Source organism: Microcystis sp. M015S2 (assembly GCF_020245945.1).
In the GTDB taxonomy this organism is placed as follows: domain Bacteria; phylum Cyanobacteriota; class Cyanobacteriia; order Cyanobacteriales; family Microcystaceae; genus Microcystis.
Genome location: NZ_JADBTX010000067.1, coordinates 22,515 through 47,969 on the forward strand (window position 1 = coordinate 22,515; position 25,455 = coordinate 47,969).

Here is a 25,455-nt window from a genome sequence, read left to right on the forward strand (position 1 = left end):
AGGAAAGATTGACAAAGGCGAGAAACCGTGTTTCCATCAAGAATATGAGATAAAATCTAAGAACGTTGTTCGATCGGTGTATAGGGGACTTCGTGTTCTCCGGTGTAGATTTGGGTAGGACGGAAAATGCGGTTAGCATTTAATTGTTCTTTCCAGTGGGCCAACCAACCAGCCACCCGGGAGATGGCAAAAATCGGGGTAAATAAATCATTGGGAATGCCTAATTTCCGATAAACCAATCCCGAATAGAAATCCACATTAGGATAGATACCTCTTTCGCCGTAGATATCCACCACTGCTTGTTCTAACTCTAGGGCGATATCGTAGTATTCATCGGAACCTAATTCCGCGAATAATTGTTCGGCAAGATTTTGTAAAATCGTCGCCCGGGGATCCTTAACTTTATATACCCGGTGTCCAAAACCCATAACTTTTTGTTTATTGGCGATACATTTTTCCACATAGGGACGAACATTAGCCACCGAACCGATTTCCTCTAACATTAACAATACTTCCTCGTTTGCCCCACCGTGGAGGGGGCCGGCGAGAGTTCCCACTGCTGAAGCGATGACACCGTAGGGGTCGGTTAAAGTGGAAGCCGTCACCATGGCCGAAAAAGTCGAGGCATTCATGGTATGTTCGGCGTGGAGAGTCAAACAGACATCGAAAACCTTCGCCGCTAAATCCGTCGGTCGTCTTTCCGTCAACATATAGAGGAAATTGGCCGCATAATCAAGACTATCGTTGGGCTGAATGGGATGATTACCTTTGCGAATTAATTGAAACGCCGCCACCATGGTGGGGATTTTCGCTAATAACCGCACCACTGCCTGACGGATATATTCGGGATTATCCAAAGCCCGACGGGCATAGTATAACCCTAAAGCCGCCGCCGAAGTTTGTAGCGCATCCATGGGATGGCCTTTTTCGGGGAAGCATTTCATCATGTCTTCGATACGGTACTTGATGCGTCGATGATAACGGATTTCATCGGCAAATCCTTCCAGTTCCGCCCCCGTGGGCAGAACACCCCAGATAAGGAGATAGGCGGTTTCGAGGAAGGTACTTTTTTCGGCGAGTTCCTCAATCCGAATGCCCCGATACTCTAAGATTCCCTTTTGCCCATCCACAAAGCTGATACTCGATTGGGCGGCGGGAATTCCTTCTAAACCTGGCCGATATTCACAAACTGTCATAGTTCTACTTTCCGTGGCGAAGATTAAGCCCTAACGCTAACTTACTTGATCTTTCCACCCTTACCGAAATTTTATAGAAAATTTTCGGTTCTGCCTCTCCCGTTCAGGATTGGGGAGAAGTGGACGGAAATTACCCCTATTTAGCGATTGCTTCGTCGATTTAGTCAACCCTGCCCGATCGCATTTTTTCTGGGCTTACCGTTCCGACTCTAGCTAGTGGACTTGATATTTATCTACTTTCATTGTATCGAGACTATCTCGATCGACTCCATCAATCGATAATTTTTTTAAGTTTCTTCGGGATTAATATTTAACTCCCGCAGTTTTGCCGCTAACCTTTCGGCCCGTTGTCGTTCCACTTCAGCCCGTTGTCGTTCCGTTTCGGCCCGTTGTCGTTCCGTTTCGGCCCGTTGTCGTTCTTGGTTGTAACTGGTGAAAGGTTGACCATCGGGATAATACAAGAGTAACTCTGGTTGGGCTAATTGAAAACGGATGCCCAAGCGAGGACTTACCCAATTATCGAGATTTTCCAGACTTTCGAGCCGATTTTCCCGACGAATACAGCCACCCAAATCATTTTTATCGGGATTATAAATGTAGTATTCTTCCACGCCATAACGGTCATAAAACAGTAGTTTTCTGGTCATTTCCGTTTGAGTATTACCCGGAGAGAGAATTTCAAAAACCACTTGCGGGGGGATATTGTTCTCTTTCCACTGTTGATAGGAACCCCTTTCCCCTTTCGGTCTGCCAAAAGCTACCATGACATCGGGTGCTTGTCGAGTCTTATTATCTCCCTCCACGGGATACCAGAGTAAATCACCGGCGACAAAAACATCGGCATTATTGGCAAATAACCAGTCTAAATTCGCTTTAATCGTCGTAATCCAGCGAAATTGTCTTGTATTGTCGGCCATCGGTTTACCATCGCTATCGGGATAGACGATTGTGGTTTTCGGGCTGTCGTCGAGTTGTCTAACCATTGCTTAACCCTAGAATTTCGTCTTTGCTTCCTTAATAGTATAACTTTACTACAAAAAATCGGAGCAAATATTTAGGGACGGTGATGATTATCAGATATAAAATCAGCAACTTCGGAAAAGCGAAATATGGACAGTCCAGAATCTAGGCAGCCGACCTGTAATAAGGCGAAGGCAGACTCGGATAAACTCGCCGGATGTGACGGAAGACTTCTTCGGTTTTTTCTTCCACTTCTTCTTCCGTGTAGAGATCGACGGGTAAACCAGTATCATCGCTGTATAAAAAGTTGTGAATAGTAGTTTTAACCTCCGCCCGACTGGATTCTTTATCTGGCCAACGATCGATCTTTAGTTTCTCTTGTTTTAGGGTTTTCAAAAGCTGCGTGGCGATCTGTTTAATTTTTTCAATGTCTTGCGGTGATAGATTCTCTTTGGTTAAAAGGTCGAACAGGGCCAGGGATTCCTCGTCTAATCCCTCGCTAACCGCCCGTTGGGACTCTTGATCGAGTTCCTGAATAAATTCTAATAAGGCCTCGAAGGTCTGTTCGATCGCCACCCGATCCTTCTCGAAATTATAATCAGCGATGATCCGCTCGTAATGCTCTTGAAAGTTCGTCCGTTGCAGATTCTGCTCGAGCATTGTTCGGAGACGGTTTTCGATGGCGTTTTTGAGAGTTTGGACGGTGGTATTCTTACGATCGCTATTGGCGAATTCCTGTTTCAGACGCTCGAAGTTGATTTTACTGATGTTGTACAGTGGCGTATCATCGGCCCTCGCTTCGGTGGTTACATCGATCGCCCCGTCGATTACCGATCGCATTTCCAAGAGAATTTCCCCGATGTCTATTTTCTCCCGATCACCTTGAATGCATTTATAGATAAGTTTAATCGTGTCGTGAGCCGGACGGTAGTGATTAACCGATGGCTGATTAAGACAGGCCTTAAAAAGATGGAAGACCTCTTGAGAGAGGAGTCCAAAATTTTGTCGGGCCTGATCACTTCGATTGATCGCTTCTTTCGCGTCGTTAATAGCTTTATTGAAGGCAAAACTAGGTATTTTATATTCGAGGAGCGCGTCTAGGGATGCGTTACTTTCCCCCAAAAATTCTTTAACTGCCTCGATCGGGCCAATTCATCCAGTAAATTTTCTTGCGGTTTCGTGGGGTCGAGACTAAGATGGTCTTCGCCGCGTCCCTGATCGGAAATTTGGGCGAGATCGGCGAGAGCTTGACGGAGATTTCTGAGGATTCCGCAGTAATCCACGATTAAACCGTTGGTTTTGCCCTCGTTAACCCGGTTAGCACGAGCGATCGCTTGCATGAGCGTATGAGCTTTCAGGGGTTTATCGAGGTAGAGGGTGGAGAGGGAGGGAACATCGAAACCGGTCAACCACATGGCGCAGACGATGGCGATCCGAAAGGGGTGATCGGCTTGTTTAAAGGCATTTTCTGGGCTGATTCTTTTACCGTCCGCCAGTTGAAAGCCATTTTTGATCACACTGCGATGGCTGGTAATATCTAACCCGTGTTTCTGGAATTTGTCGATCTCTCCCTGTTCCTCGCTGACGATCACGGCCGTCAGGGTTGCTTCCATCCATTGAATCTGACGCTGACGATAGTTTTCCTCTTGGTCATCGGTAATTTTTTTGAGGTCTTTTTTCAGTTGTTGGATTTTTTCGCTCCAGTAACGATCGATCAGATGATGCAGCTTGACACAGGTGAGCTTGTCGATACAAATCACCATGGCTTTGCCTGTTTCCCAAGCGGTGCTGTAATGTTCAACGAAATCACGGGCCAGCGCATCCAACCGCTTCGAGGCCGTCAGGATATAGTAATCCCTTCTTAATTCCCTTTCTAAACGGTCTTCTATCTCGACATTTTCGATCTCTAACTCTTCGATTTTGGCGGCGATCTGTTCGTTGAGGTCGTTGACGGCGATCGAGAGTTTATCACCCCTTGCATCATAGTAGAGGGGAACGGTGGCTTTATCCTCGACCGCTCTCTGGAAGTCGTAGGTGGAGACATAATCCCCGAAATAGCGTTTAGTGATCTCGTCGTTGCTGACTAGAGGGGTGCCGGTAAAACCGATAAAACCAGCGCCCGGAAGTGCAGCCCGGAGGTTGCTGGCTAGGGTTCCGTACTGGGTTCGGTGGGCTTCGTCGCTGATAATGATGATATCGTTTCGGGAGTTGTAGGGTTGGTCGGGATTGACGGTTTGGTTGAATTTCTGGATGAGGGTGAAAATATAGGCTTTATGGTCTCCCAGAAGACTCTGCAAGTGTTCGTTACTGGAAGCTTGGCAGAGTTCTTGCTCGTTATTGGTCAATCCGGAACCAGCGAAGGTATCGTAGATCTGTTTATCTAGATCTTCGCGATCGGTACAGATAACAAAGGTATAGTTTGCGCCTAGTTTACGGCGAATTTTGCGGGTGAAAAAAACCATAGAGTAGCTTTTTCCGGAGCCTTGGGTATGCCAGAAAACCCCAAGTTTGTTATCTTTTATCGCACCCTCCCGCCATCTTTTCACAGAATCGATCGCTTGGTTAACCCCTAGAAACTGGTGATTTCGGGCGATAATCTTGCAGGTTTTGCCAGTGGAGTTATCGAAAAGGATATAATTTTCTAACAGATCGATAAAGTTATTTTTATCGCAGACTCCTTTTAGCATGGTTTCCATATCGACAATGCCGGGGTCACTCTCGGCCAGGCGTTTCCATGAATGAAAGTGTTCGTATTTGCCGCAGAAACTACCTATTTTCGCATCTGTGCCATTAACTAAAATCGCAAAGGCGTTATAGGCGAATAGATGGGGGATAGTATCAAGATAGTCCGATAAATTCTCGTCGTAGGCCGCTTTTAGGTCCCGGTTGAGGTTTTTCGCTTCTAGGAAGAGTAGGGGAATGCCGTTAACAAAACCTACCAAATCCGTGCGACGGAGGTAGATTTCCCCCTGTATCCACAGTTCTCGAACCGCTAGAAAATGGTTATTGATGGGTTGGTCAAAATCAAGGATTTTTAGGGTTTGTCTAATTAGCTCTCCTTTGGCGTTGCGGTAGCTCACCTGTACTCCATCGAGAAAGAGTTGATGTTTCTCTTGATTGGTGGCCAGAAGGGTTTGACTAGAGTTGATTTCTTCGATTTGGAGAATGGCGGATTTATAGGCTTCTTCGGGAAGATTGGGGTTAAATTCTCGTAATTTCTGTTTTAGGTAGCGTTTGAGGATAACTTCTTTCTGATTTTGCCGTCCGAGCAGGCTGTTTTCACCGTAATCCTCTTGATTATAAGCATAGACACTCTGCCAACCAAGTTGATCTCGCAGACAGTTGGCGGTGAGTTGTTGTACTTTATCCTCGGTGGTCATAGGGTCGATTGTGCAGGGGAGTGGTTTATTTTATTAATATTGCCAATTTTCAGGGATTTTTACAGGTGCGATCGCTCTTTCGCCTCTACACCTCGATCTCTCCATTCATAAGTTTCGGAAGTAGTATGTCACGCGCTTGTTTTAGTTTTTGAATCTGGATTACCAATAGTTTAATTTGCTCGATAATCGGTGTAATTGTATCGGCGAAAATTTTTAGTAAGGCATCAGAAGGAACTGGAAATTTATTTTTTAATAAAAATTCCCAGTTTGCTCTCGGCATTTTAGAGCCTTCTTTAACTGTTTGTGAAGTAATAGAGATAAATCTATCACTGGAAACGAGCATCAGACAATAGTAATACATTTGAGGATTATAAGAACGAATAACAATCGCATCTGAAGATGTGACTCCATCTATACAAGCAACGCCAACTTTATGGAAGTAAGGTCTTATTTTTCCAAAAATAATGTCATCTTTTTTAAACTTAAATTTATTACTTTGTAAGTCTTCCGCATTTCCCCATTCACTTAAAGCGATCGAGCGTCGGGGCATATGTTCTAAGCCTATATAAGCCATATCAGGCGATAAATCTTGAGGTTTAATCGAATCACGCACATCATAACAGATTTGAGAGAGCGGCCTTTTCTCCCACCCTTCAGGAATACCATCGATAATCGGGGTGTGTTCGTGTCCGGGGAAGCGTAAACGGACAAACCATTCCTTGTAAAGTAAGCGGGCTGAACGTTCTAATAACTCGATGCGGCGGCGATTATTTTCGATTAAATCATCATATTTGGAGAGGATATTTACTATTGCTTTTTGGCTATTGAGATCGGGAACTTTAATTTTAAAATTATCTAATATACTTTTTGTTAAATACTGTGTTGTTGCTCCAATAGAAGCATTTTGAAAATGTGATAAAGCTGGCTTTAACGCATAGAATAAATATCTTGTTAGTAAAATGTTTTGATCGAGAGATTCAATAATATAAGTTCTTTGATAAGCGTTAAACTTCCCATGGTAATATTTTAAAGGAAAAATACCATTAGCATTATTACCACCTAATAAAACGGCCTCGGTGTCAAATGCGTAATTATTGATTTTATAGGTTTCTCTAGCACAAGTAAAAAATGGATACTCTCCATATTGTATTGCCGCATTTGAATCAAGTTTTCCAGTGGTCATCGAACATAAATCCGCTAGGCGTAAATACGGAAATCTCATAATTTAAAACCTCGCCATCGATACAAGTTTAAATCCCCAACCCTTCAAAATTCTTAGCAATTTCATCAGCTAAACAAATCGCCCGCAGATGTAACCTTTTCTAACTTACCAAATTTGGGAATCACTGGTGGGAAGCGGGACTTTTTATCCCCCTAAATCCCCCTTTTCAAGGGGGACTTACGCAGCCATAGCGCCCGTCTCACCACCAGCACCCCTACCGCGCTCCGATTCCGGTTCCGGTTCCCCCCTTGAAAAGGGGGGCTAGGGGGGATTACCAAGCTTTTCAAGGGGGACTTACGCAGCCATAGCGCCCGTCTCACCACCAGCACCCCTACCGCGCTCCGATTCCGGTTCCGGTTCCCCTTCCGGTTCCGGTTCCCCCCTTGAAAAGGGGGGCTAGGGGGGATAGCCTTGAAAAGGGGGGCTAGGGGGGATAGCCTTGAAAAGGGGGGCTAGGGGGGATAGCCTTGAAAAGGGGGGCTAGGGGGGATAGCCTTTCAAGGGGGGCTAGGGGGGATAGCCTTTCAAGGAGGACTAAGGAGGATCATCAACCTCCGTACAGACGGGAAGCGAAGAGATAAACCCCGATATTTTCTCACAAACCGCCTCGAAATCGTATTTAACCTCATCATTGGTGAAACGGATCACCGTTAATCCGTATCCCTCTAAAACCTTCGTTCTTCTAGCATCATAAGCCATTGCCTCCGGAGTAAGATGAACCTCCCCATCCACCTCGATCACTAATTTCAACTTCGGACAATAGAAATCAACGATAAAATGATCGATCGGTCGCTGTCGCCACATTTTTAAAGGAAATTGTCGGAGAAAAGCCCATAACTTTTTTTCTGTCGGTGTGGGATTTTTTCGCATTTCCTTGGCTCTAGGGACTAAATCGGGATTGTAGGGTAGAAAATAAACACCGTATTTTAATTTAGACACGATCGCTATCTCCATCGGTCTCCTTTAAGGAAATATACCCAAGTTCTTTTTTAAATTCCTAACCCTTCAAAATTCTTCGCAATTTCATCAGCTAAACGAATCGCCTCGGAGTTGAGATCATTTAACTCCAGATGAATTTCGCGTAACGTTTCCTCGAAATCGAAATCCTCATCTTCCTCCTCTGGGGAAACGCCTACATAGCGTCCGGGGGTTAAACTCCAATCATTCGCCTGTAACTCCTCGCGATCGACCACTTTAACCAACCCTTCCACATCCCGCAGCTTGGCATCGGGGAACCTTTCTAATAGCCAGTGAGCGTGACGGTAGAAACCACGAAGCGATTTAAGCTGTTCGATCGCATTCTGACGGTTTGTATCGGCTTCTTTGCGTAAGGTGTTGAGTTCGCGGGAATTCCACCACAGTTTACTATCTCTTGCCCCCAGATCCTTCTCGGCACGCTCGATCGCTCGACCTAATAATTTATTCACCAGATCCGCCTGTTTGCCCAGATCCCGACTAAATTCGCCGTATTCGTGATAACAGCGGACAGCCTCGTGTAAAGTCTCTAAATCATCAGCGTTATAGGAAATCGGAGCGAAACCGGCGTATTTATCCATGTCATCTTTGAAAAGCTCAGATGCTGTTCGGAGTTCTAACCATGTTCCGTCTTTTTCATCGATGAGATTATAAAATTTCTCTAGGGCCTCGGTTAACTTGTCCAGATGCTCGCGATAGTTTTGTAAAAGAGCGATCGATCCCTGATACTCTCGATCGATACTCTGGCAATAACCGACGACCAAATCGATAAAACGCTTCGATTCGCTCCGATAGAGCCAGACAATCGAGAGAATATTCTGTAACTGCTCTGGGCTAAAATCGTTGATCGTCCGGTTTACTTTCCGGTAAATATTGCGGGCATCGATCATTAATATCTTATCTTGAAGCTCGGCGGGTTTCCCTCGATTGAGAAACCACAACTCGCAGGGTACGGAGCGGGTATAGAAAAAGTTAGAGCGGATCGCGATCATTATGTCCACCGTTCCCGTCTCGATTAACTTCTGTCTTACCTTGCCTTCGTCTCTCCCGGCGCTGGACGCTTGGGAAGACATGACAAAACCGGCTTTTCCTCGATCATTGAGATAGCTGTAGAAGTAACTGATCCATAGATAGTTACCGTTGGAAACTTTGTTACTTTTATTAACCCCCGGCAATCCGAAGGGTAAGCGCTCATCACCATCTACCTTACTATCCACCTCGTCCACGTTGAAGGGAGGATTGGCCATCACATAATCCACTTTCCCGGCCAATGCCAGCGGATCCTCGTAGTAGGTGATCGCTTTTTGGATATCCCCTTCTAAACCGTGAACCGCGAGATTCATCTTGGCTAAACGAATTGTGGTCGGATTCTTCTCTAACCCTTTAAAAGTTAACATCTGGGGATTGATGCGCTGTCTCTCAACAAAATGTGCGCTCTGGACAAACATTCCCCCCGAACCACAGGCAGGATCGAAAACCAATCCGTGATCGGGTTCTAAAACATTGGCGATCAAAGATACTAGAGAAACGGGAGTAAAAAACTCTCCGTTATCGTGAGCCTTGAGATTAGCGAATTGTGTTAGGAAATATTCATAAATTCGCCCGAAAATATCCCCATCGGCTTTTTTTAACTCTTCTGGGTTTAAAATCCGTAGTAAATTCCCTAATACCACGTTATCTAGTTCTTGGTATTCTGTTTTCGGTAAAATACCCCCTAAAGGTGGATAATCCCCCTCGATCGATAGCATTGCTTCCATTAAGGAGGTCGATCGATTGACGCTATCGGGGAGCGCCACCAGAAAATCGAACTGAGCTTTTTCTTGGAGATAGATCGCTCCTTTGCACAAGAAATCTTCTTTGGTTAAGGAGCGTGTTTTACCCCCTCGCTTCGGTAAATCCGCCTCTACCTCCCTTTTAACCTTGAGAAAACGACTGTAGGCATGACGGAGGAAAATCAAGCCCATAACGGGCAGAAAATACTCGTTACTGGCATAGTTAGAATTAGCGCGCAGGGTGTCGGCCGCTTTCCAGAGCTTTTTTTCGATCGCTTCGATGTTGTCCAGTTGGGCCATGAAATTTTACTCAAGAATTAGGTAGATGGTCGAGCCTGAAGGGAAAATTAAGGGGTTTGGTATAGTATCTATTTTCTCAAGTAATGGCAGCGATGGTTAATTGCCCTAACTCCTCTCCCAGAACAAACGGCAGGGGTCTTTCGATAGACTAGAGTTATGGCCCCAGAGTAAGGAGCTAGGGGCAAGAAAAGCTTAATATTTGAGATGAACCGATCAAGCGAGAATATCGTCTAGAATTAATTAACTCAAAAAATCCTGACTGAATCTACCTTTAAGCAAACTTTTCTAAAAATGATGGCTGAATTACTGAGTCTAGTTCCTGCCAAGTCCCTCGAAACCGATGTAGTGGTAGGGGAAGCACCGGCAGTATGTCCCCTTCCTCCAGTCACGGTTAGTAATGATACCCTACTTATTTCCCTGATCGATCGCCTGCGACGTACTTTGGAAAATCATCGTGGCGAAAATCAAATTGTGGTGATGCAGGATTTCCCAGATCCCGATGCTCTTTCTAGTGCCTGGGCCTATCAAATTATCGCCGAACAGTACGATATTCACTGTGATATAGTCTATGCGGGTACTCTCTCCCATCAGGAAAATGTCGCTTTGGTAAAACTAACGGGTTTACCGGCTAAACGTTGGGGAGTCCATACCCTCAAGGATAGAGATCTTTCGGTTTATCAGGGTTGTGTTTTTGTCGATGGTCAGGGAACCAATAGTCAGTTAACCACTCTGGTTAAACAGGCAAAAATTCCCATTATTGTCGTGATTGATCATCATACTCGCCAAGGGGAGCTAGAGGCGGAATTTGTCGATATTCGTCCCCAAATCCGGGCAACAGCGACGATATTAACCCAATATATCCAAAAAGGGTTAATAAGTTTTAATACTAGCGATACCGTCCATGTTAAGTGTGCCACAGCTTTGATGCACGGATTGCGATCGGATACGAATAATTTAATGCAAGCGCAAGAGTGTGAATTTATCGCTGCTGGTTATCTCAGTCGTTTCTACGATGCTCAATTATTAAACGCTGTCCTGCAATCGGCCAGATCCCGACGGGTGATGGATGTGATTGAACGGGCCCTGAAAAACCGTATTATTAAAAATAATTATTCGATCGCCGGGGTCGGTTATTTGCGTTATGATGACCGAGATGCGATTCCCCAGGCTGCCGATTTTTTGGTGACAGAAGAAAATGTTCACACGGCTTTAGTTTATGGTATCGTTCACGATGAAGATGAGGATATCGAGTTAGTCATTGGTTCTATGCGTACCAGCAAAATTACCCTAGATCCCGATGAATTTCTCAAGGAAGCTTTCGGACAGGATAACCAAGGTCGCTTTTTTGGTGGTGGTCGTTATATGGCCGGAGGTTTTGAAATTCCTATCGGTTTTCTCGGTGGTTTTAATAATAATGCCGAATACGCAAAACTCAAGTGGGAACTGTATGACACCCAAATTAAACAGAAACTTTCCCATCTAGTTAACCCCGATGAAAAGGTAATTCGCACCTAGGTATTAAATCTCAGCTATTTATTATCATCACCAAGACCGACCCGACACTGATATGAAACTTTATTTTGTGCGTCATGGATTAGCAGGACAATCGGGGGATTATCTCAACGATAGGGAACGTCCTTTAACCGAGGAAGGTAGGGCCAAAACTGCTAAAGTTGCCCAAAGATTAGGACAGTTGGGGGTGAAATTTGACCTAATTTTGACCTCTCCCCTGGTGCGTGCCGTGCAAACCGCCGAAATTTTGCAAAAAGCGGGTTTAAGCCGTAAAATTGAGCAATTTAATCCCCTATCACCCAACGGCAATCTTCAAGATTGGGTGCAGTGGTGGCAAAAGTCGGACTATCAGCGAGAGGAAAACGCGCTCGCACTGGTGGGCCACGAACCGGATTTAGGCTATTGGACGGAAATGCTAGTTTGGGGCAAGTTTCAAGGAAAATTATCGGTCAAAAAAGCGGGAATAATTGGTCTAGAGGTTCCCAATCAACAAAATCCCCTAGGCAAGTGTGAGTTATTCTGGTTGACAGCCCCGAAATTACTCCTCTAGGAATTAAATAAACTAAAATCATGACCGCTGCCTTTCCCACAAAAGACACAGATAATTTCCTCGGTATTTTGAGCAGCTACTAATTGGGATTTTAAAGTATGATAACCTCTTTTACCACCAAAAAAATCTTGCTGTTTCTTTTGGGGGCGTTCAATGGGAGTTTCCTTTACATCCATTACCGTTACGACCGGTATCTCTGCCTGATTTAGTAGAGCTTTTTTTCCTTTTAAACAGAAGTTTCCTGATTGTCAAAGCATTTTTTCCGTCTTATTTACGATCCTAAGTACCTAAGCAAAATTAATTACACATATCTAACCACCTCTTGCCTTTTGCATGAGTGCCTTTCTTCACTATGAAACCAAGGGCTATAGCGATGATGTTAAGCGGACCTGTCTGAAAATGTATGTAAATAGCATGGGATTTCGAGGCATTGAGAGAGTGACAGGAGTCTCACGAACAACCATTATGGATTGGGTCAAACAAGTGGGAAAACTGCTGCCTGATTCCTATAATCCAGAAACGATTCCAGAAGTGGGAGAACTAGATGAATTAGAGAACTTTGTTGGTAAAAAAAAGAACAAAATCTGGATAGGGACGGCTGTTAACCACTTTCGAGATGGAATTCTTGGATGGTATGAGCTTTAATTTAGCTATTTACCAGAAACCCGCTTTCTGTTCCACAATTCATGAATTAACTACAAAGTAGAAAATAGGGATTGAAACCTTGAAGGCCTCATTTTTGGCTTTTTTCGCTAAAGTGTTCCAATCAAAATTCGGTGTTTATATTGACTGATAACTGATAACTCAGGTTAACTAACTATTTTTCGCCTCTAATTTGGTCAAACGACTTTTAAGTTCCTGATTTTCCTGTTTCATTTTTTCTAATTCCTCGCGAATTTCCTGAATTGCCTTCTCGGAACCTAATTTTTTCTGGACTTTTTGTACTGCTTCCTCCGCTACACGACGCACGCGACCATCGGGAGTTCGATCGCTCAAAGCTTGTAAAATAACGATAGCTTTGGCATTTTCTATCTGTCCTAAAGCGTTACACACTGCCACTTGCGTCAAGAAAAAAGTTTCCTTGGCAATAGTTTCTAAACGTTCCAAAATTACGGTTAATTTATCCGTGGTTTGTCCGGAAGAAATCGCTCCTAGGGCGCGGATGGCTCCTAATCTCAGGGGTTGAGGCGTGCCTAAAGCCGTGTAGGTCAAAATTGACTCCAAAGCCGCTGGCGAGGTTTTTAACTGGCTTAAACCCCCAATTGCGCCCGCTCTTACTACCTCATTCCACCCCTTTCTTGAATGTAAAATGTGATTGAGTAGGTCAATAATTTCCCCTTCTTTATTTTGCAATTGTCCCACGGCCATAGAGCCTAATCCTCGCGCTGTGGCCGCTTCCACATAATAACTAGCATCTCCGGCTTCTAATCGGGATTTAAGCGCGTTATAACTATCTAAGGTTTTAATTTCACTTAATCCCTCGACAATTGCCCGACGTACTTGTGCTTTTTCATCGTTTAAACCTTTAATTAAAGCAGTAACTGCCTGATCTAAACCGATAGTTGCTAACTGTTTGGCCACCTCCACACGCACACCCCAAAAAGGATCATTTTCTAGGGATGTCCCTAAAGCTTCGATCGCTTCTAAACCGCCTTTTTTAGCAATGGCCGTCGCTGCATAGATACGGGAAATCGGGTCGGGATCCTGTTGTAATTGCGCTTTTAATTCACCGATGGGATACTCAAGAGTGACGGTTTTGAGGAAATTATTACCCCGATCAAACTTGACAAAATCGGGCTTTTGTGCTAGGGGAAAATAGAAAGTTTGTTCTTTTTGGTGAATCCGCAGATTGTAGGTAAGATCTTCAGAGTTGAGATAGGCAAAAGCGACGGGAATTTTCAAGTCGAATAGTTCCTTTTCGTCCTGGGTTTGGGTGACAGTTAATTGGGCTAAATTATTCTCATTGTCCCAACTGTAGGCCACCTTATAATCGGGATGACCACCGCGATAAACGTACTGATCAAAGAGGAATAATAAATTGTACCCAGTCGCTTTTTCGATCGCCCGTAATAAGTCCACAGTTTCCACGGTTTTATGGGCATTATCCCGAACAAAAGTATGAATCGCTTTTCCGAATAAATCTTCCCCTAAAATAGAGCGGATCATGTGATAAACACAAGCACCTTTTTCGTAGAGATGACGATCATAAAGTTCGATCGCTTCTCGATAAACATGAGTAACAATCGGACGACGATAGCGGGAAGTATCTTCTTCTAAATAACTTCTTGCTTCCCCTAATAAATAATAACTAGCAGCTGCTTTTCCGTATTCCGATTCTGTCCATAAAACCTCAGAATAGGAAGCCATTCCCTCTTTAATCCAAGCGTGAGACCAGTGTTTAATTACCACTAAATCACCGAACCATTGATGAGCTAATTCATGGGCAACTAAGCTTTCTGTCCAAGTATGATCAATGCTGGCTCTTTGATCAATTAAACAGCGATCGGTTAAAATTGTGGTGGAGGTATTTTCCATCCCACCAAAAATAAAATCATCTACACAAACTTGCGCGTATTTGGGATAGGGATAGGGATAACCAAACTTTTGGCTAAAAAACTCGATCATGCGGGGAGTTTTACCCATACTTCTTTGGCCCTCTTCTTCCCGTCCTTTTTCCACATAATAAGTGACAGGAACACCATTCCATGAGTCGCATAATTCGGCAAAATCTCCCACCGCAAGAGTCATTAAATAGGTGGGATGAATTTGCTTTTGTGACCAGTGATAAATTCTGTCTTCACCAACGGTTGCCACCGAGATTAATTCCCCGTTAGAAATAGCGATATAGGGTTGGGGAATTTTAACCCGAATTTCGGAGGTAGCTAATTGACCGGGGTAATCAAAACAGGGAAACCAAAAGCGAGAATCTTCATCTTCTCCTTGGGTCCAAATTTGAATCGGTTTATCGGGATAATATTCATCGGGGCCGATAAAATATAATCCCCGTTGTGGTTGCTTAACCTCATAGTTAATCGTGAGGATAATCGGTTTATCGGTAGTGGGTTGTAGCAGATCAATAGTCAGGAGAGACCGATCATAGTCAAAGGGTTGACTGATACCTTCAATGAACACAGAATTAATATTTAAATCCACCGCGTCCAGAGTTAAACTGCTAATTCCCTGACGAATGGGGGTGAGGGTAATCTGACAGCTGCCCTGAAAACTTTGTCGGGGAATATCAATACTTAAATCGAGAAAAATATGATTAACTTGTCCGGGTCGATCGGGGTTATAATGGGGTTTAGCCCCGGGTAACTCAAAGGGTTGACGCTGATTATTTTCCGTGTCGATGGTGAGATGAGACATATTAGCCCTAACTTGCTGATTTTTCTCCGGTAAACTTAAATTAACACGATCGGTCGTCCCTTTCCTTGCTAACAATAATCCCCCCCCTATGAATCTCCCTTCCTTTCTCTGGTTATGGAAAATTGCCGCTTGGTCGATGGGATTTACCCTCTTTGCCTATTTTTTACTAGCGGTTTCGGGGGTAAACATGGGTTATCGACGACTCGCGGGCCAATCTCGACCGAAATGGTTAAGACCCTTTCATCTCCTCAGCGGCCTGATCATGGTTGCTTTGGTCTTAATTCTGCTGGGAATCGGATTAGTGGGAACAATCGGTCATTATGGCAGTTTAGGCCACTCTTCCCACCTGATAGCGGGTTTATCGGTGGTTTTTCTGGTTTTTGTTTCGGCAATTAGCGGCCTGAACATTACAACTCGTCCACCTCTAGCGCGGTCTCTCCACATCGGCACTAATCTTTTATTGTTTCTGGGTTTTCTTTTTGTTACCCTAACAGGATGGGATGTGGTCCAAAAATATCTACAATAAAAATAGTCGGCGATCGAGTGGAGACTGTTTGATCGAGAAAAACTAGCTATCTCATCCCGAAAAATCGCTTTTTAGTGACAGAATACTCACCCCCAAATCATTATGCAAACCGTCGAATCAGAAGCTATTAACACGATGTCAGTGCCAAAAAAAGGTCTTCCAGTAACAATTATTACTGGGTTTCTTGGTAGTGGTAAGACTACTCTCCTCAATCATATTCTCAGCAATCAACAGGGATTAAAAACTGCTGTTCTTGTCAATGAATTCGGTGAAATCGGTATCGATAATGAACTGATTATCAGCAGTGATGACAGCATGGTAGAATTAAATAATGGCTGTATTTGCTGCACAATTAACGAGGATTTAATTCAAGCGGTTTATAAAGTTCTCGAACGTCCCGAAAAAATCGATTATTTAGTCGTAGAAACCACGGGATTAGCCGATCCTTTACCGGTAGCTTTAACCTTTTTAGGGACGGAATTAAGGGAAATGACCCGTTTAGATTCCATTGTCACTATGGTGGATTGTGCCAATTTCAGTCTCGATTTATTCAACTCGCAAGCGGCCTTAAGTCAAATCACCTACGGTGATATTATTGTTCTCAATAAAACCGATCTAGTGGATGAAGCGGATGTGGATTCTTTAGAAATAAGAATCCGGGACATGAAGGAAGGAGCGAGAATTCTTCGTACTAGCAAAAGTCAGATTCCTTTACCCTTAATTCTCAGCGTCGGACTATTTGAATCGGATAAATATTTCGACACAGAAGAAGAACACCACGACCATGATCACCACGACCACGATCACGACCATTGCGATCATGATCACCACCACGATCACGATCATGATCATCACGACCATTCCAATCATTTAGAGGTGGATGGATTTACTTCTATTTCCTTTGCTAGTGACCAACCTTTTTCGATTCGGAAGTTCCAATATTTCCTCGATAATCAGTTACCGGAAAGCGTTTTCCGCGCTAAGGGTATTCTCTGGTTTGATGAAAGTCCTAAACGTCATATTTTCCACCTCAGTGGTAAACGTTTCACTCTCGAAGATGACGAATGGAAAGGTAGTCCGAAAAATCAGCTAGTTCTTATCGGTCAAAATCTCGATCATGAAACCCTAAAAGAACAGATTAACAATTGTCTCAGTTTACCTGCTGTCAATCGCGGTAAAGGATTTGGGAAATAAACCCCGCTTTGTAAATCTACTAAGTTGGGATTTTTAAGGGGAAACTCTCTGCTAAAGTCGGGCATTACTTTCGATTTTTTCCCTCAATCCAAGCTTTTGGGGGGTTCTACCCCCCAAACCCCCCGCGCATTAGCTTTTCGGTGGGATGCTTACAGGCAGCTGCTGATCCATTTGTCATCATCTAAAAGTCACCGATAATTGCTGATTGTCGGTATTTCTGCCTTCCTAACTCCTGACTCTAAGGACAATTTTTTGATTTTTACAAGAGGTCTATTGACCTTCTTGAGGTACTTTTCCTCCTAAAGATTCCACGATCGAGCGAGTATTTTCCCTGAGCATTTTTACATAACTATCCCCTCTAGTACCCACCGCGCCGATCGAATCAGAATATAATTGTTGTGGTGCTAATTTCACCCCCGCTTCTTCCGCTACCGTGGTAATTAAAGCGGGATTAATAGTGGTCTCGGCAAAGATAGCAGCAACCTGGAGATTTTTAATAGCATCGGCTAGATTTTTCACCGTTTGGGCGCTAGGTTGTTCTTCGGTACTAATGCCAATTAAAGTTCCTGCAACTTTTAAACCATAGGCATGAGCATAATACTGAAAAGCGTCATGAGTGGTGACTAATTGCCTTTGGGAAGGGGGGATAGTTTTAATAGCAGCAGTAATCCAGCGATCAAGATTTTCTAATTCCCTGATTAATTGGGCGGCATTTTCAGTAAAAATCTCTTTATCTTCGGGACTTAATTCCATCAATTGATCTCGGATTTTCTCCACCATGATTATCCCATTTTTAGCCGAACCCCAAACATGGGGATCGGGTACTTTCTGCCCCTCTTTTTCCAGTTGTAAAGGTGTAATGGCTTCTCCCACAGCCACTTTTTTAGCTTTAACTGCCGTAGAATTGATCATTTTAATTAACCCCGGTTCGAGATTATAACCGTTATAGAGAATTAAATCAGCTTTTTCTAAAGCGACGCTATCGGCGGGAACTGGTTCATAAACGTGAGGATCATCCCCCGGTTTTAAAATGTCTTGATGGTCAATTTCTTCACCGCCCACTCGTGCGGTTAAATCGGCGATAATTGTGCTAGTGGAGATTACCTTTGGTTTTTGGTTATCGGTGGTATTAACCGAGGCATGACAAGCAACCAATCCCAAAAATAAACAGGATAAAATTAGTTTTTTCATCGGGAAATAGAGATGAGGGTTTAGAGGTTAGAGATGGGGGGAAATGGCATTGATATCTATCTTGATTTTTTTCCTGACTAAAGACTCCTTTTACTATTAAAATAGAGAACAGAGAAGGTGTAAATTCAAGAGATATGGATAACCAAGCCCCGATTAAACTACCGAAAACCAGCGAATCCGACCACCTCAAGCGAATTCGTCACACCACCTCCCATGTGATGGCGATGGCGGTGCAGAAATTATTCCCGAAAGCCCAAGTTACTATCGGGCCTTGGACTGAAACCGGATTTTACTACGATTTTGATGTGCCGGAACCTTTTACCGATAAGGATCTCAAGGACATCAAAAAAGAGATGGTCAAAATTATCAATAAAAAACTGCCGGTGATTCGCGAGCAAGTTTCTCGGGAAGAGGCGGAAAAGCGCATTAAAGCGATTAATGAGGTCTATAAGCTGGAAATTCTGGCGGGAATTCAAGAACCCATCACCCTTTATCATCTTGGTGACGCTTGGTGGGATTTGTGCGCCGGTCCGCACCTAGATAATACAATTGAACTAAACCCAAAAGCGATCGAATTAGAGACGGTAGCGGGTGCTTATTGGCGTGGGGATGAGAATAAAGCCCAATTACAGCGCATTTACGGCACAGCTTGGGAAAATCCCCAACAATTAGCCGAATACAAGCGCCGCAAACAAGAAGCACTGAAACGGGACCATCGGAAATTAGGCAAAGAATTAGGTTTATTTATTTTCTCTGATTCTGTCGGGCCGGGGTTGCCTTTATGGACCCCCAAAGGAACTTTAATTCGTTCTTTGTTAGAAGATTTTCTCAAAAAAGAACAGTTAAAACGCGGTTATTTACCCGTAGTTACTCCCCATATTGCTCGCGTCGATTTGTTTAAAATTTCCGGTCACTGGCAAAAGTACAAAGAAGATATGTTTCCCATGATGGCAGACGATGAGGAATCTGCTAGTAAGGAAATAGGATTTGTGCTTAAACCGATGAACTGTCCTTTTCATATTCAAATCTATAAAAGTGATTTGAGATCCTATCGGGAATTGCCGATGCGTTTGGCGGAATTCGGGACAGTTTATCGTTACGAACAATCGGGAGAATTGGGAGGGTTAACTAGAGTTCGCGGTTTTACCGTGGATGATTCCCATTTGTTTGTCACTCCCGAACAATTAGACAAGGAATTTTTAAGCGTTGTTGATTTAATTTTGACGGTGTTTAAGAGTTTACAATTAAAGAATTTTAAGGCGCGATTGAGTTTTCGTGACCCCGAATCGGATAAGTATATCGGTTCCGATGAAGCTTGGGAAAAGGCAGAATCAGCGATTAGAAAAGCGGTGCAAACTTTGGGGATGGATTATTTTGAAGCCCCCGGAGAAGCGGCTTTTTATGGTCCAAAATTAGACTTTATTTTCCAAGATGCCCTCGAAAGAGAATGGCAGTTAGGAACGGTACAGGTAGATTATAATTTACCCGAACGTTTTGAATTAGAATACGTTGCCGAAGATGGTAATCGTAAACGTCCGGTGATGATTCATCGCGCACCTTTTGGTTCTTTGGAACGTTTAATCGGTATTTTAATCGAAGAATACGCAGGCGATTTTCCTCTTTGGTTAGCCCCTGTCCAGATACGATTATTACCGGTTAGTGATACTCAATTGGATTACGCTAAAGAGGTGACAGCGAAAATGCAGTTGTTAGGAATTCGCGCCGAAACCGATACCAGTGGCGAACGTTTGGCTAAAATGATTCGCAATGCTGAAACTGAAAAAATCCCTGTGATGGCAGTGGTGGGGGCAAAGGAAATGGAAACTAATAGTTTAAGTATTCGCACCCGTGCCACGGGCGATTTAGGAGTAATTAGCGTCGAGGAAGTGGTGGCAAAATTAGAAAGTGCCATCCAAAATCATGGTAATTTTTAAGCGTTTGCTTATCTAATTCTATGGGGACAGAAAATATTTCTGTCCCAGTATTTTTGATAAAGCGAGGAGATTTTTCCTGATTATCCTTTAGGTATCATCATCTTTTTGAAAGGGATTTTCCCCAATGCCTAGGCCTTTTTTGCTCTGTTTTAAGTCTTTCCAGAGGGCTTTAATTTTTTGATAGGCTTCTAGAGAACTGATTTTGCCCCCCGTTTCCAGATTACAAATAAAACTGACTTTTTGGGCAAATTCCTGTAAATTGGCGTTAAATAGCAAATTCTCCGGCTTAAATTCTCCATAGTAGGGGGCGCGAGGATAGAGAAAATCCTCCTTGCGGCGATCGGGGAGATTTGGGTTATCATCGTTAGGAGGATTCTGATTCATAGGGCGACGGCGGGTAATTTTGCGGAATTTCTTTAGATTTTTCGGTAATGGGAATGGGAGATAATATCAGTTGTTGGCTATCATTGGGGATTTAAGTAAAAACTGGGCCGATTCGCCAAAAGTTGACCCTGGGGATCGTGACACTTTTTGGCTATAGGTTAAGATTCGGTCGCAAAATGTTGACAGTTATCTTTAAGCAGCAATTATACATTATTTTTTTCAACAATCATCTCCCCGATGATATAAATTTTTTGTCTAAGTTGATCGCCAAAATTTACTGCTGCCGCTATCTGATTAACCATCGATTTTTGTTTATCAATTGCCGAGGATGATAACTATGGAAAAACTCTATGAAGGTAAGGCCAAAATTCTCTATCAAACCGATGATCCTGATATTCTCCTCACTTATTACAAAGACGATGCCACGGCTTTTAATGCCCAAAAACGCGGGCAAATTGTCGGCAAAGGGGAAATTAACTGTACTGTCTCCACTGCCCTATTTCAATGGTTAGAATCCCTAGGAATACCTACCCATTATATTGATCGCCCTAGTTCTAGGGAAATGCGCGTCAAGGCGATTAAAATCATTCCCTTGGAGGTAGTAGTCAGAAATATTGCCGCCGGGAGTTTGTGCAAGCAAACGGGATTAAAGGAGGGGAAAGTTTTACCTTTTCCTCTTGTAGAATTTTACCTCAAGGATGACGCTTTGGGCGATCCTTTGTTAACGCCCGATCGCATAAAAGTGATCGATATTGCCAGCGAGGAGCAAGTCAATCAGTTACGAGATTTAGCCCTGCAAATCAATCAATATCTGCAAGAATTTTTCGATAAGTGCCAGATTATTCTCGTCGATTTCAAGTTAGAATTTGGAGTTGATAAAACGGGCAAAATTTATCTAGGTGATGAAATTAGCCCCGATACCTGTCGTCTCTGGGATAAAACCCAAGAGGATGCTCAAGCGCGCATTCTCGATAAGGATCGTTTTCGTCGCGATTTAGGAGATGTGGAAACTGCCTATCAACAAGTACAAGCAAGAGTTTTACAACAGATAGAGAGTTTATAACTTTAGGGTGTGTTAGCGAGCGCGTAACGCACCTTAATTGAGATTAGCAATTTAATAATTTATGTCAAGAAGAATTATCGGGTTAACAGGGGGAATAGCTTGTGGTAAATCCACGGTTTCCAATTATTTAGAAAATATCTACAAAATTCCTGTCCTTGATGCGGATATTTATGCCCGGGAAGCAGTGGAAAAAGGTTCGGCAATTTTAGAGAGAATTTTTCAGCGTTATGGCAGAAAAGTTAAAACTGAGGATAATTCCCTTAATCGCCAACAGTTAGGAGAGATTATTTTTAATAATCCCGAGGAAAAAATCTGGTTAGAAAGTCAGATTCATCCCTACGTTAGAGAATGTTTTAAGCGGCATTTAGAGCAGTTAGAAGCCCCGATAGTTGTTTTTTCTGTTCCTTTATTATTGGAAGCCAAACTAACCCATTTAGTCACAGAGATTTGGGTGGTTTCTTGCGGTTTCGAGCAACAAATTCAACGCTTAATGACTAGAAATAACTTAACTAGGGAACAAGCGATCGCTCGGATTAATAATCAAATGCCTTTAGCCGAAAAAATTGCCTTAGCTGATATTGTTTTAGACAATTCCGGGGATTTAGAAGCCTTATATACCCAGATTGATCGAGCTATACAATAGGGATTAATTTTAAAACAACCAGGCAAATTTTCCCACCCCGAATTTTACATAGAGAATAATTGCCAAAACCAATAAAAATAGAAAGCCAATAATTAATAAATAGTCTTTATTGGTTAAGATTGATTCCTGTAAAAATGTGCGATCGGGATCACCAGAGAAAGCTTTAGCTTGTAGAACTACCTCTAATTTTTGCGATTTAGCCATAGCGTTTAAAATTAAAGGTACAGCGATAGAAGCGTAAATTTTTCCTTTTTGTAACCAACCCATTTTTTCTATTGCTAATCCTCGTAATCTTTGAGCAGAAATAATTGATCGGGATTCTTCTACTAGGAGAGGAAATAAGCGCAGGGTAGAGGAAAAGATAAAGACTATTTTGTAGGGAATTCTGGCTTTAGTTAAACTCACCATCATCTGATTTATATCAGTGGTAAAAATAGCGAGGGGAATAATTAAAACCATGGTGAGAGTTTTAAAGATCACATTTAAACCGTAGAGGGTTCCCTCGACAGTCATTTGAGCAGAACCGACAGTTAATAAGGGAGTTAATTCAGGTTTTCCCGTTAAAGTTTTTACCTGTTCCACATTAAAAAATCCCATGGTAATTAATAAGAATAGATAAAAAGGAGCCATGAATTTAAAAATGGTGAGGAGATAAGACCATTTTACCCCCGCCCAGAGACAAGCTAAAGCGACAATAAGAGTTAGTAAACCGCCAGCGAGGGGACTTTCCCAGGTAAAAGCGATGAGAGTAACCACGATCATCATGGTTAATTTTGTCCGAAAATCTAGGCGAGTAAAAGGAGAATCTCGATCGACGGTTTGCCAGTTAAATGATTGCATAATCAAGAAAAAAGTTAGTAAGGGAATGAGTTAATTACCCATCCCCATCAATTCCCTAGGAAGGGTTAGCAATTCTGTTCATTTGCTCTTGAATTTCGGGGTTATAAATCTGGAGATAATTCCAATAATTACCAAACACCGATTCTATATAACCCTTAGTTTCTCTAAAGGGAATATTCTCGACAAATTCATCGTGATCGCTAAAATCGAAACGCTGTCTCCATTTGGAAACTGCCCCAGGTCCGGCGTTATAACTAGCCACGGCAAAAAGTGAATTTCCGGCGAATTTCCCGTGGGTATAATCGAGATACCATGTCCCCATCATAATGTTATCTTCGGGATTAGTTAAAGAATAACTTTTATTACCAGTATTACCTGCGATATATTTACCCGTATCGGGCATAATTTGCATTAATCCCACTGCCCCCACGGGAGAACGAATTTCTTTTTCAAAGCGGGATTCTTGCCGGATTAAAGCTGTCACTAGCAGGGGATTTAATTGTCTATCTTTTGACCATTGCAGGATGCTATCGTAGTAGGGGAAAGGGAATAAAGCGTGCCAGTATTTATCATTTTGTCGCAGGACTTTCCAGGCTTTCTTTTCCTCCGGGGTATCTCTTTCTCGCAAGCGCCAAATCAGGTTAATTCCTTCTAAATTTTGATTGCGAGAGAGTTTATATAAACCGAGGTTAAATTGTTCGTCAACGGTTAAATGCCAAGGATCGACAATTTCTGCTTGCCAGAGATTCCAAGCGTCCGTATCTTCACCAATTCGATATAATTCCTTGAAAGCTTCCGAACCGGCGGGGGGATCGTTACGAGTGGCGGGTTTGACGGTGGTAGGATTATAGGAGCGGACAGTGGTAAAATCCCCCACGTCCCAACCTAATAAAACCGCCGAGCGCCAAGCATAATAGGAATGGGGATGACGAGAAATAGTGTAGGTAAAAGCTTGTTTTGCTTCTTGGTTTTTGCCGAGTTTTTGCGCCCATTTTCCCACCCAAAAGGCTGCTTTCGGAGCAGTTTGACTATCGGGATTATTAACCGCAATTGGCTGCGCCCACTGCCACGCCTTGGCGTAATCACCGGATTTAGCGGCTCTTTGGGCCATTAACCAGCGATAATCGGCGGCTTCGTCGGATTTTGGGTATTTATTTAATAAAGTCTGCCATGTTTGACTAGCGGCCTGGGCATTAGTTGAGTTGAGTAATTTGGCTTTCGCTTCCAAAGCTTCCGGAGCGCGATCGGGAAATTGCTTGACAATGCGATCGAGATATGCTATAGCATCGCGGTTAGGAGAAATTTGGGAGAGTCGCAGTAATCCTAAACCGGTTTCTGGGGCCTGGGGATAGGTTTTAATTAATTTTTGGTAAGCGCTGCGAGCTTCTGGCAGTTTTTTGGCAATTTGTAGCCCACGGGCGTAACGATAGGCTTGTTCGGGGCTAGGAGTGGCTTTAGCGTAGGCTTTATAGGCTTTTTCGTACAATCCCGACTGCCAATAACCCGCCCCAATCATTGCCCAATCCGCTGGAGTTAACTGCTCGGCGTAGTCTTTCACCAAACGATCGCGGGCTTGATTGAGGGTAGGATCAAAAGGATTAGCCTTGGCTAACTGCAACCATAAGGGAAATTGATCGGGATTTTCTTGAAGACGTTGGCGAATTAAAGCCAAAGTCCGCGGGTGTCGGGGGTATTCCTTGAGCAATTTTTCATGATAACTGGGGTCGTATTTGCCCAAAGAGTAGTAAGCTTCCGCCACTACGGGCGATTGGGGATAGGTTTTAATTAATTTTTGCCAAATTTCTCGCGCTTTTTCACTATCATTGCTTAATTCGTGGGCGCGTCCCTGTTTGAGGAGAATCTGGGGAGCGAGGACAGGATATTGTTTTTCTAAGCCTTCTAATTGTTTTAAAGCCGGACCGCCTTCATATTTTCTCAATAAATCCATAGCCAGGAGATAGCGGGCGCGACTACGATCTAAAGAGGGTGCATTGGCATCGGCAACATCTTTTAACTTGACATCTCGCTCGGTTTGTGGTAAGGAAACGCTATCAACCACGGCAGAGGGTCGGCTAGGATCTTGGCTAGGAAGCGAGGCACTATTGCGATCGAGCCAAGCGAGAATTTTCGGGTGAAAGAGAAAGAGACTGGTGAGAGTAAAAAGCGCAACCCCAGAACCTAGTCCAAGAATGAGCGGGGTGTGAGGGGGGAATTTCTTAAACATTACCTTAATTCAAGACAGTAACTCAACATACATTATCAGTGATCGTGGTGACAGGTTGTTTGTTTCAATCAGGTTGGGGAAGTGGGGTGTGGGGTGTGGGAATTATGAATTATGAATTATGAATTATGAATTGGGGAGCAGGGAGCACCGGAGAAGGGAGAATAAATAAAATAATCTCCTATCTCCTGACTCCTGACTCCTGACTCCTGATCACTGATTACTG

19 protein-coding genes and 2 pseudogenes are annotated in these 25,455 nt (G+C 43.3%); 8 read left to right on the top strand and 13 right to left on the bottom strand.

All coding sequences use genetic code 11. The features are described from left to right. Positions 1-56 precede the first annotated feature (56 nt). The 7 genes from IM473_RS13415 to IM473_RS13445 form a co-directional block, all read right to left on the bottom strand. Positions 57-1,196, bottom strand: coding sequence for a citrate synthase (locus IM473_RS13415; protein ID WP_287656772.1), 1,140 nt, complete (start codon positions 1,194-1,196; stop codon positions 57-59). Between the two features lie 287 nt (positions 1,197-1,483). Continuing rightward, positions 1,484-2,179, bottom strand: coding sequence for a Uma2 family endonuclease (locus IM473_RS13420; RefSeq protein ID WP_159253714.1), 696 nt, complete (start codon positions 2,177-2,179; stop codon positions 1,484-1,486). Between the two features lie 142 nt (positions 2,180-2,321). After that, positions 2,322-3,278, bottom strand: coding sequence for a type I restriction enzyme endonuclease domain-containing protein (locus IM473_RS22755; protein WP_287656774.1), 957 nt, complete (start codon positions 3,276-3,278; stop codon positions 2,322-2,324). Beyond that, positions 3,254-5,536 (bottom strand): type I restriction endonuclease subunit R, encoded by a 2,283-nt coding sequence (locus IM473_RS13430; RefSeq protein ID WP_287656775.1) that lies wholly within the window; start codon positions 5,534-5,536, stop codon positions 3,254-3,256. The genes IM473_RS22755 and IM473_RS13430 overlap by 25 nt, the downstream gene beginning before the upstream one ends. An 85-nt stretch (positions 5,537-5,621) precedes the next feature. Then, positions 5,622-6,719 (bottom strand): restriction endonuclease subunit S, encoded by a 1,098-nt coding sequence (locus IM473_RS13435; protein WP_407069675.1) that lies wholly within the window; start codon positions 6,717-6,719, stop codon positions 5,622-5,624. Between the two features lie 573 nt (positions 6,720-7,292). Then, positions 7,293-7,712 carry an endonuclease domain-containing protein gene (locus IM473_RS13440; RefSeq protein WP_052275827.1) on the bottom strand — a complete coding sequence of 140 codons (420 nt, stop codon included), beginning with the start codon at positions 7,710-7,712 and terminating at the stop codon, positions 7,293-7,295. A 35-nt stretch (positions 7,713-7,747) separates the two neighbouring features. Beyond that, a complete protein-coding gene (locus IM473_RS13445; RefSeq protein WP_287656778.1) occupies positions 7,748-9,805 on the bottom strand; it encodes a class I SAM-dependent DNA methyltransferase in 2,058 nt (685 codons plus the stop codon). 291 nt (positions 9,806-10,096) lie between these two features. Here IM473_RS13445 and IM473_RS13450 point away from each other — a divergent pair, with 291 nt between their 5' ends. Together IM473_RS13450 and sixA are read left to right on the top strand one after the other, a co-directional pair. Then, positions 10,097-11,320, top strand: a complete 1,224-nt coding sequence (locus IM473_RS13450) for a DHH family phosphoesterase (RefSeq protein WP_287656779.1) — start codon at positions 10,097-10,099, stop codon at positions 11,318-11,320. Positions 11,321-11,372: 52 nt separating this feature from the next. Continuing rightward, positions 11,373-11,867 (top strand): phosphohistidine phosphatase SixA, encoded by a 495-nt coding sequence (sixA, locus tag IM473_RS13455; RefSeq protein WP_287656780.1) that lies wholly within the window; start codon positions 11,373-11,375, stop codon positions 11,865-11,867. Positions 11,868-11,872: 5 nt separating this feature from the next. Here sixA and IM473_RS13460 read toward each other — a convergent pair. Continuing rightward, a pseudogene (locus tag IM473_RS13460) lies at positions 11,873-12,154 on the bottom strand (IS5/IS1182 family transposase); the annotation flags it as partial. Positions 12,155-12,227: 73 nt separating this feature from the next. Between IM473_RS13460 and IM473_RS13465 the strand changes: the two are divergent. Then, positions 12,228-12,500: pseudogene (locus tag IM473_RS13465) on the top strand (IS1-like element transposase); the annotation flags it as partial. Positions 12,501-12,680: 180 nt separating this feature from the next. Here the strand turns inward: IM473_RS13465 and IM473_RS13470 are convergent. Next, positions 12,681-15,233: a M1 family metallopeptidase gene (locus IM473_RS13470; RefSeq protein ID WP_287656811.1), complete on the bottom strand. Its 2,553-nt coding sequence runs from the start codon at positions 15,231-15,233 to the stop codon at positions 12,681-12,683. A gap of 88 nt (positions 15,234-15,321) precedes the next feature. Here IM473_RS13470 and IM473_RS13475 point away from each other — a divergent pair, with 88 nt between their 5' ends. Continuing rightward, a complete protein-coding gene (locus tag IM473_RS13475; protein ID WP_045362843.1) occupies positions 15,322-15,759 on the top strand; it encodes a DUF4079 domain-containing protein in 438 nt (145 codons plus the stop codon). Between the two features lie 102 nt (positions 15,760-15,861). Next, positions 15,862-16,953: a CobW family GTP-binding protein gene (locus IM473_RS13480; RefSeq protein WP_287656781.1), complete on the top strand. Its 1,092-nt coding sequence runs from the start codon at positions 15,862-15,864 to the stop codon at positions 16,951-16,953. Positions 16,954-17,223: 270 nt separating this feature from the next. Here the strand turns inward: IM473_RS13480 and IM473_RS13485 are convergent, their stop codons facing one another. Then, positions 17,224-18,144, bottom strand: a complete 921-nt coding sequence (locus tag IM473_RS13485) for a metal ABC transporter solute-binding protein, Zn/Mn family (protein WP_287656782.1) — start codon at positions 18,142-18,144, stop codon at positions 17,224-17,226. A gap of 134 nt (positions 18,145-18,278) precedes the next feature. Here IM473_RS13485 and thrS point away from each other — a divergent pair, with 134 nt between their 5' ends. Beyond that, on the top strand, positions 18,279-20,078 hold the full coding sequence (thrS, locus tag IM473_RS13490; protein WP_287656784.1) for a threonine--tRNA ligase: 1,800 nt from the start codon (positions 18,279-18,281) through the stop codon (positions 20,076-20,078). Between the two features lie 87 nt (positions 20,079-20,165). On the opposite strand, the gene IM473_RS13495 is transcribed toward thrS, so the two are convergent. Continuing rightward, positions 20,166-20,462: a DUF7219 family protein gene (locus IM473_RS13495; RefSeq protein WP_002743720.1), complete on the bottom strand. Its 297-nt coding sequence runs from the start codon at positions 20,460-20,462 to the stop codon at positions 20,166-20,168. Between the two features lie 337 nt (positions 20,463-20,799). Here IM473_RS13495 and purC point away from each other — a divergent pair, with 337 nt between their 5' ends. After that, the gene (purC, locus tag IM473_RS13500; RefSeq protein WP_002784616.1) at positions 20,800-21,525 is read left to right on the top strand and encodes a phosphoribosylaminoimidazolesuccinocarboxamide synthase; all 726 of its coding nucleotides are present in this window, start codon (positions 20,800-20,802) and stop codon (positions 21,523-21,525) included. A 61-nt stretch (positions 21,526-21,586) separates the two neighbouring features. Beyond that, positions 21,587-22,168 carry a dephospho-CoA kinase gene (gene coaE, locus IM473_RS13505; protein ID WP_287656786.1) on the top strand — a complete coding sequence of 194 codons (582 nt, stop codon included), beginning with the start codon at positions 21,587-21,589 and terminating at the stop codon, positions 22,166-22,168. A 9-nt stretch (positions 22,169-22,177) separates the two neighbouring features. Here coaE and IM473_RS13510 read toward each other — a convergent pair whose 3' ends face one another. Then, a complete protein-coding gene (locus tag IM473_RS13510) occupies positions 22,178-23,008 on the bottom strand; it encodes an energy-coupling factor transporter transmembrane component T family protein (RefSeq protein WP_287656788.1) in 831 nt (276 codons plus the stop codon). A gap of 55 nt (positions 23,009-23,063) precedes the next feature. Continuing rightward, a complete protein-coding gene (locus tag IM473_RS13515; RefSeq protein ID WP_287656789.1) occupies positions 23,064-25,232 on the bottom strand; it encodes a lytic transglycosylase domain-containing protein in 2,169 nt (722 codons plus the stop codon). Positions 25,233-25,455 lie beyond the last annotated feature (223 nt).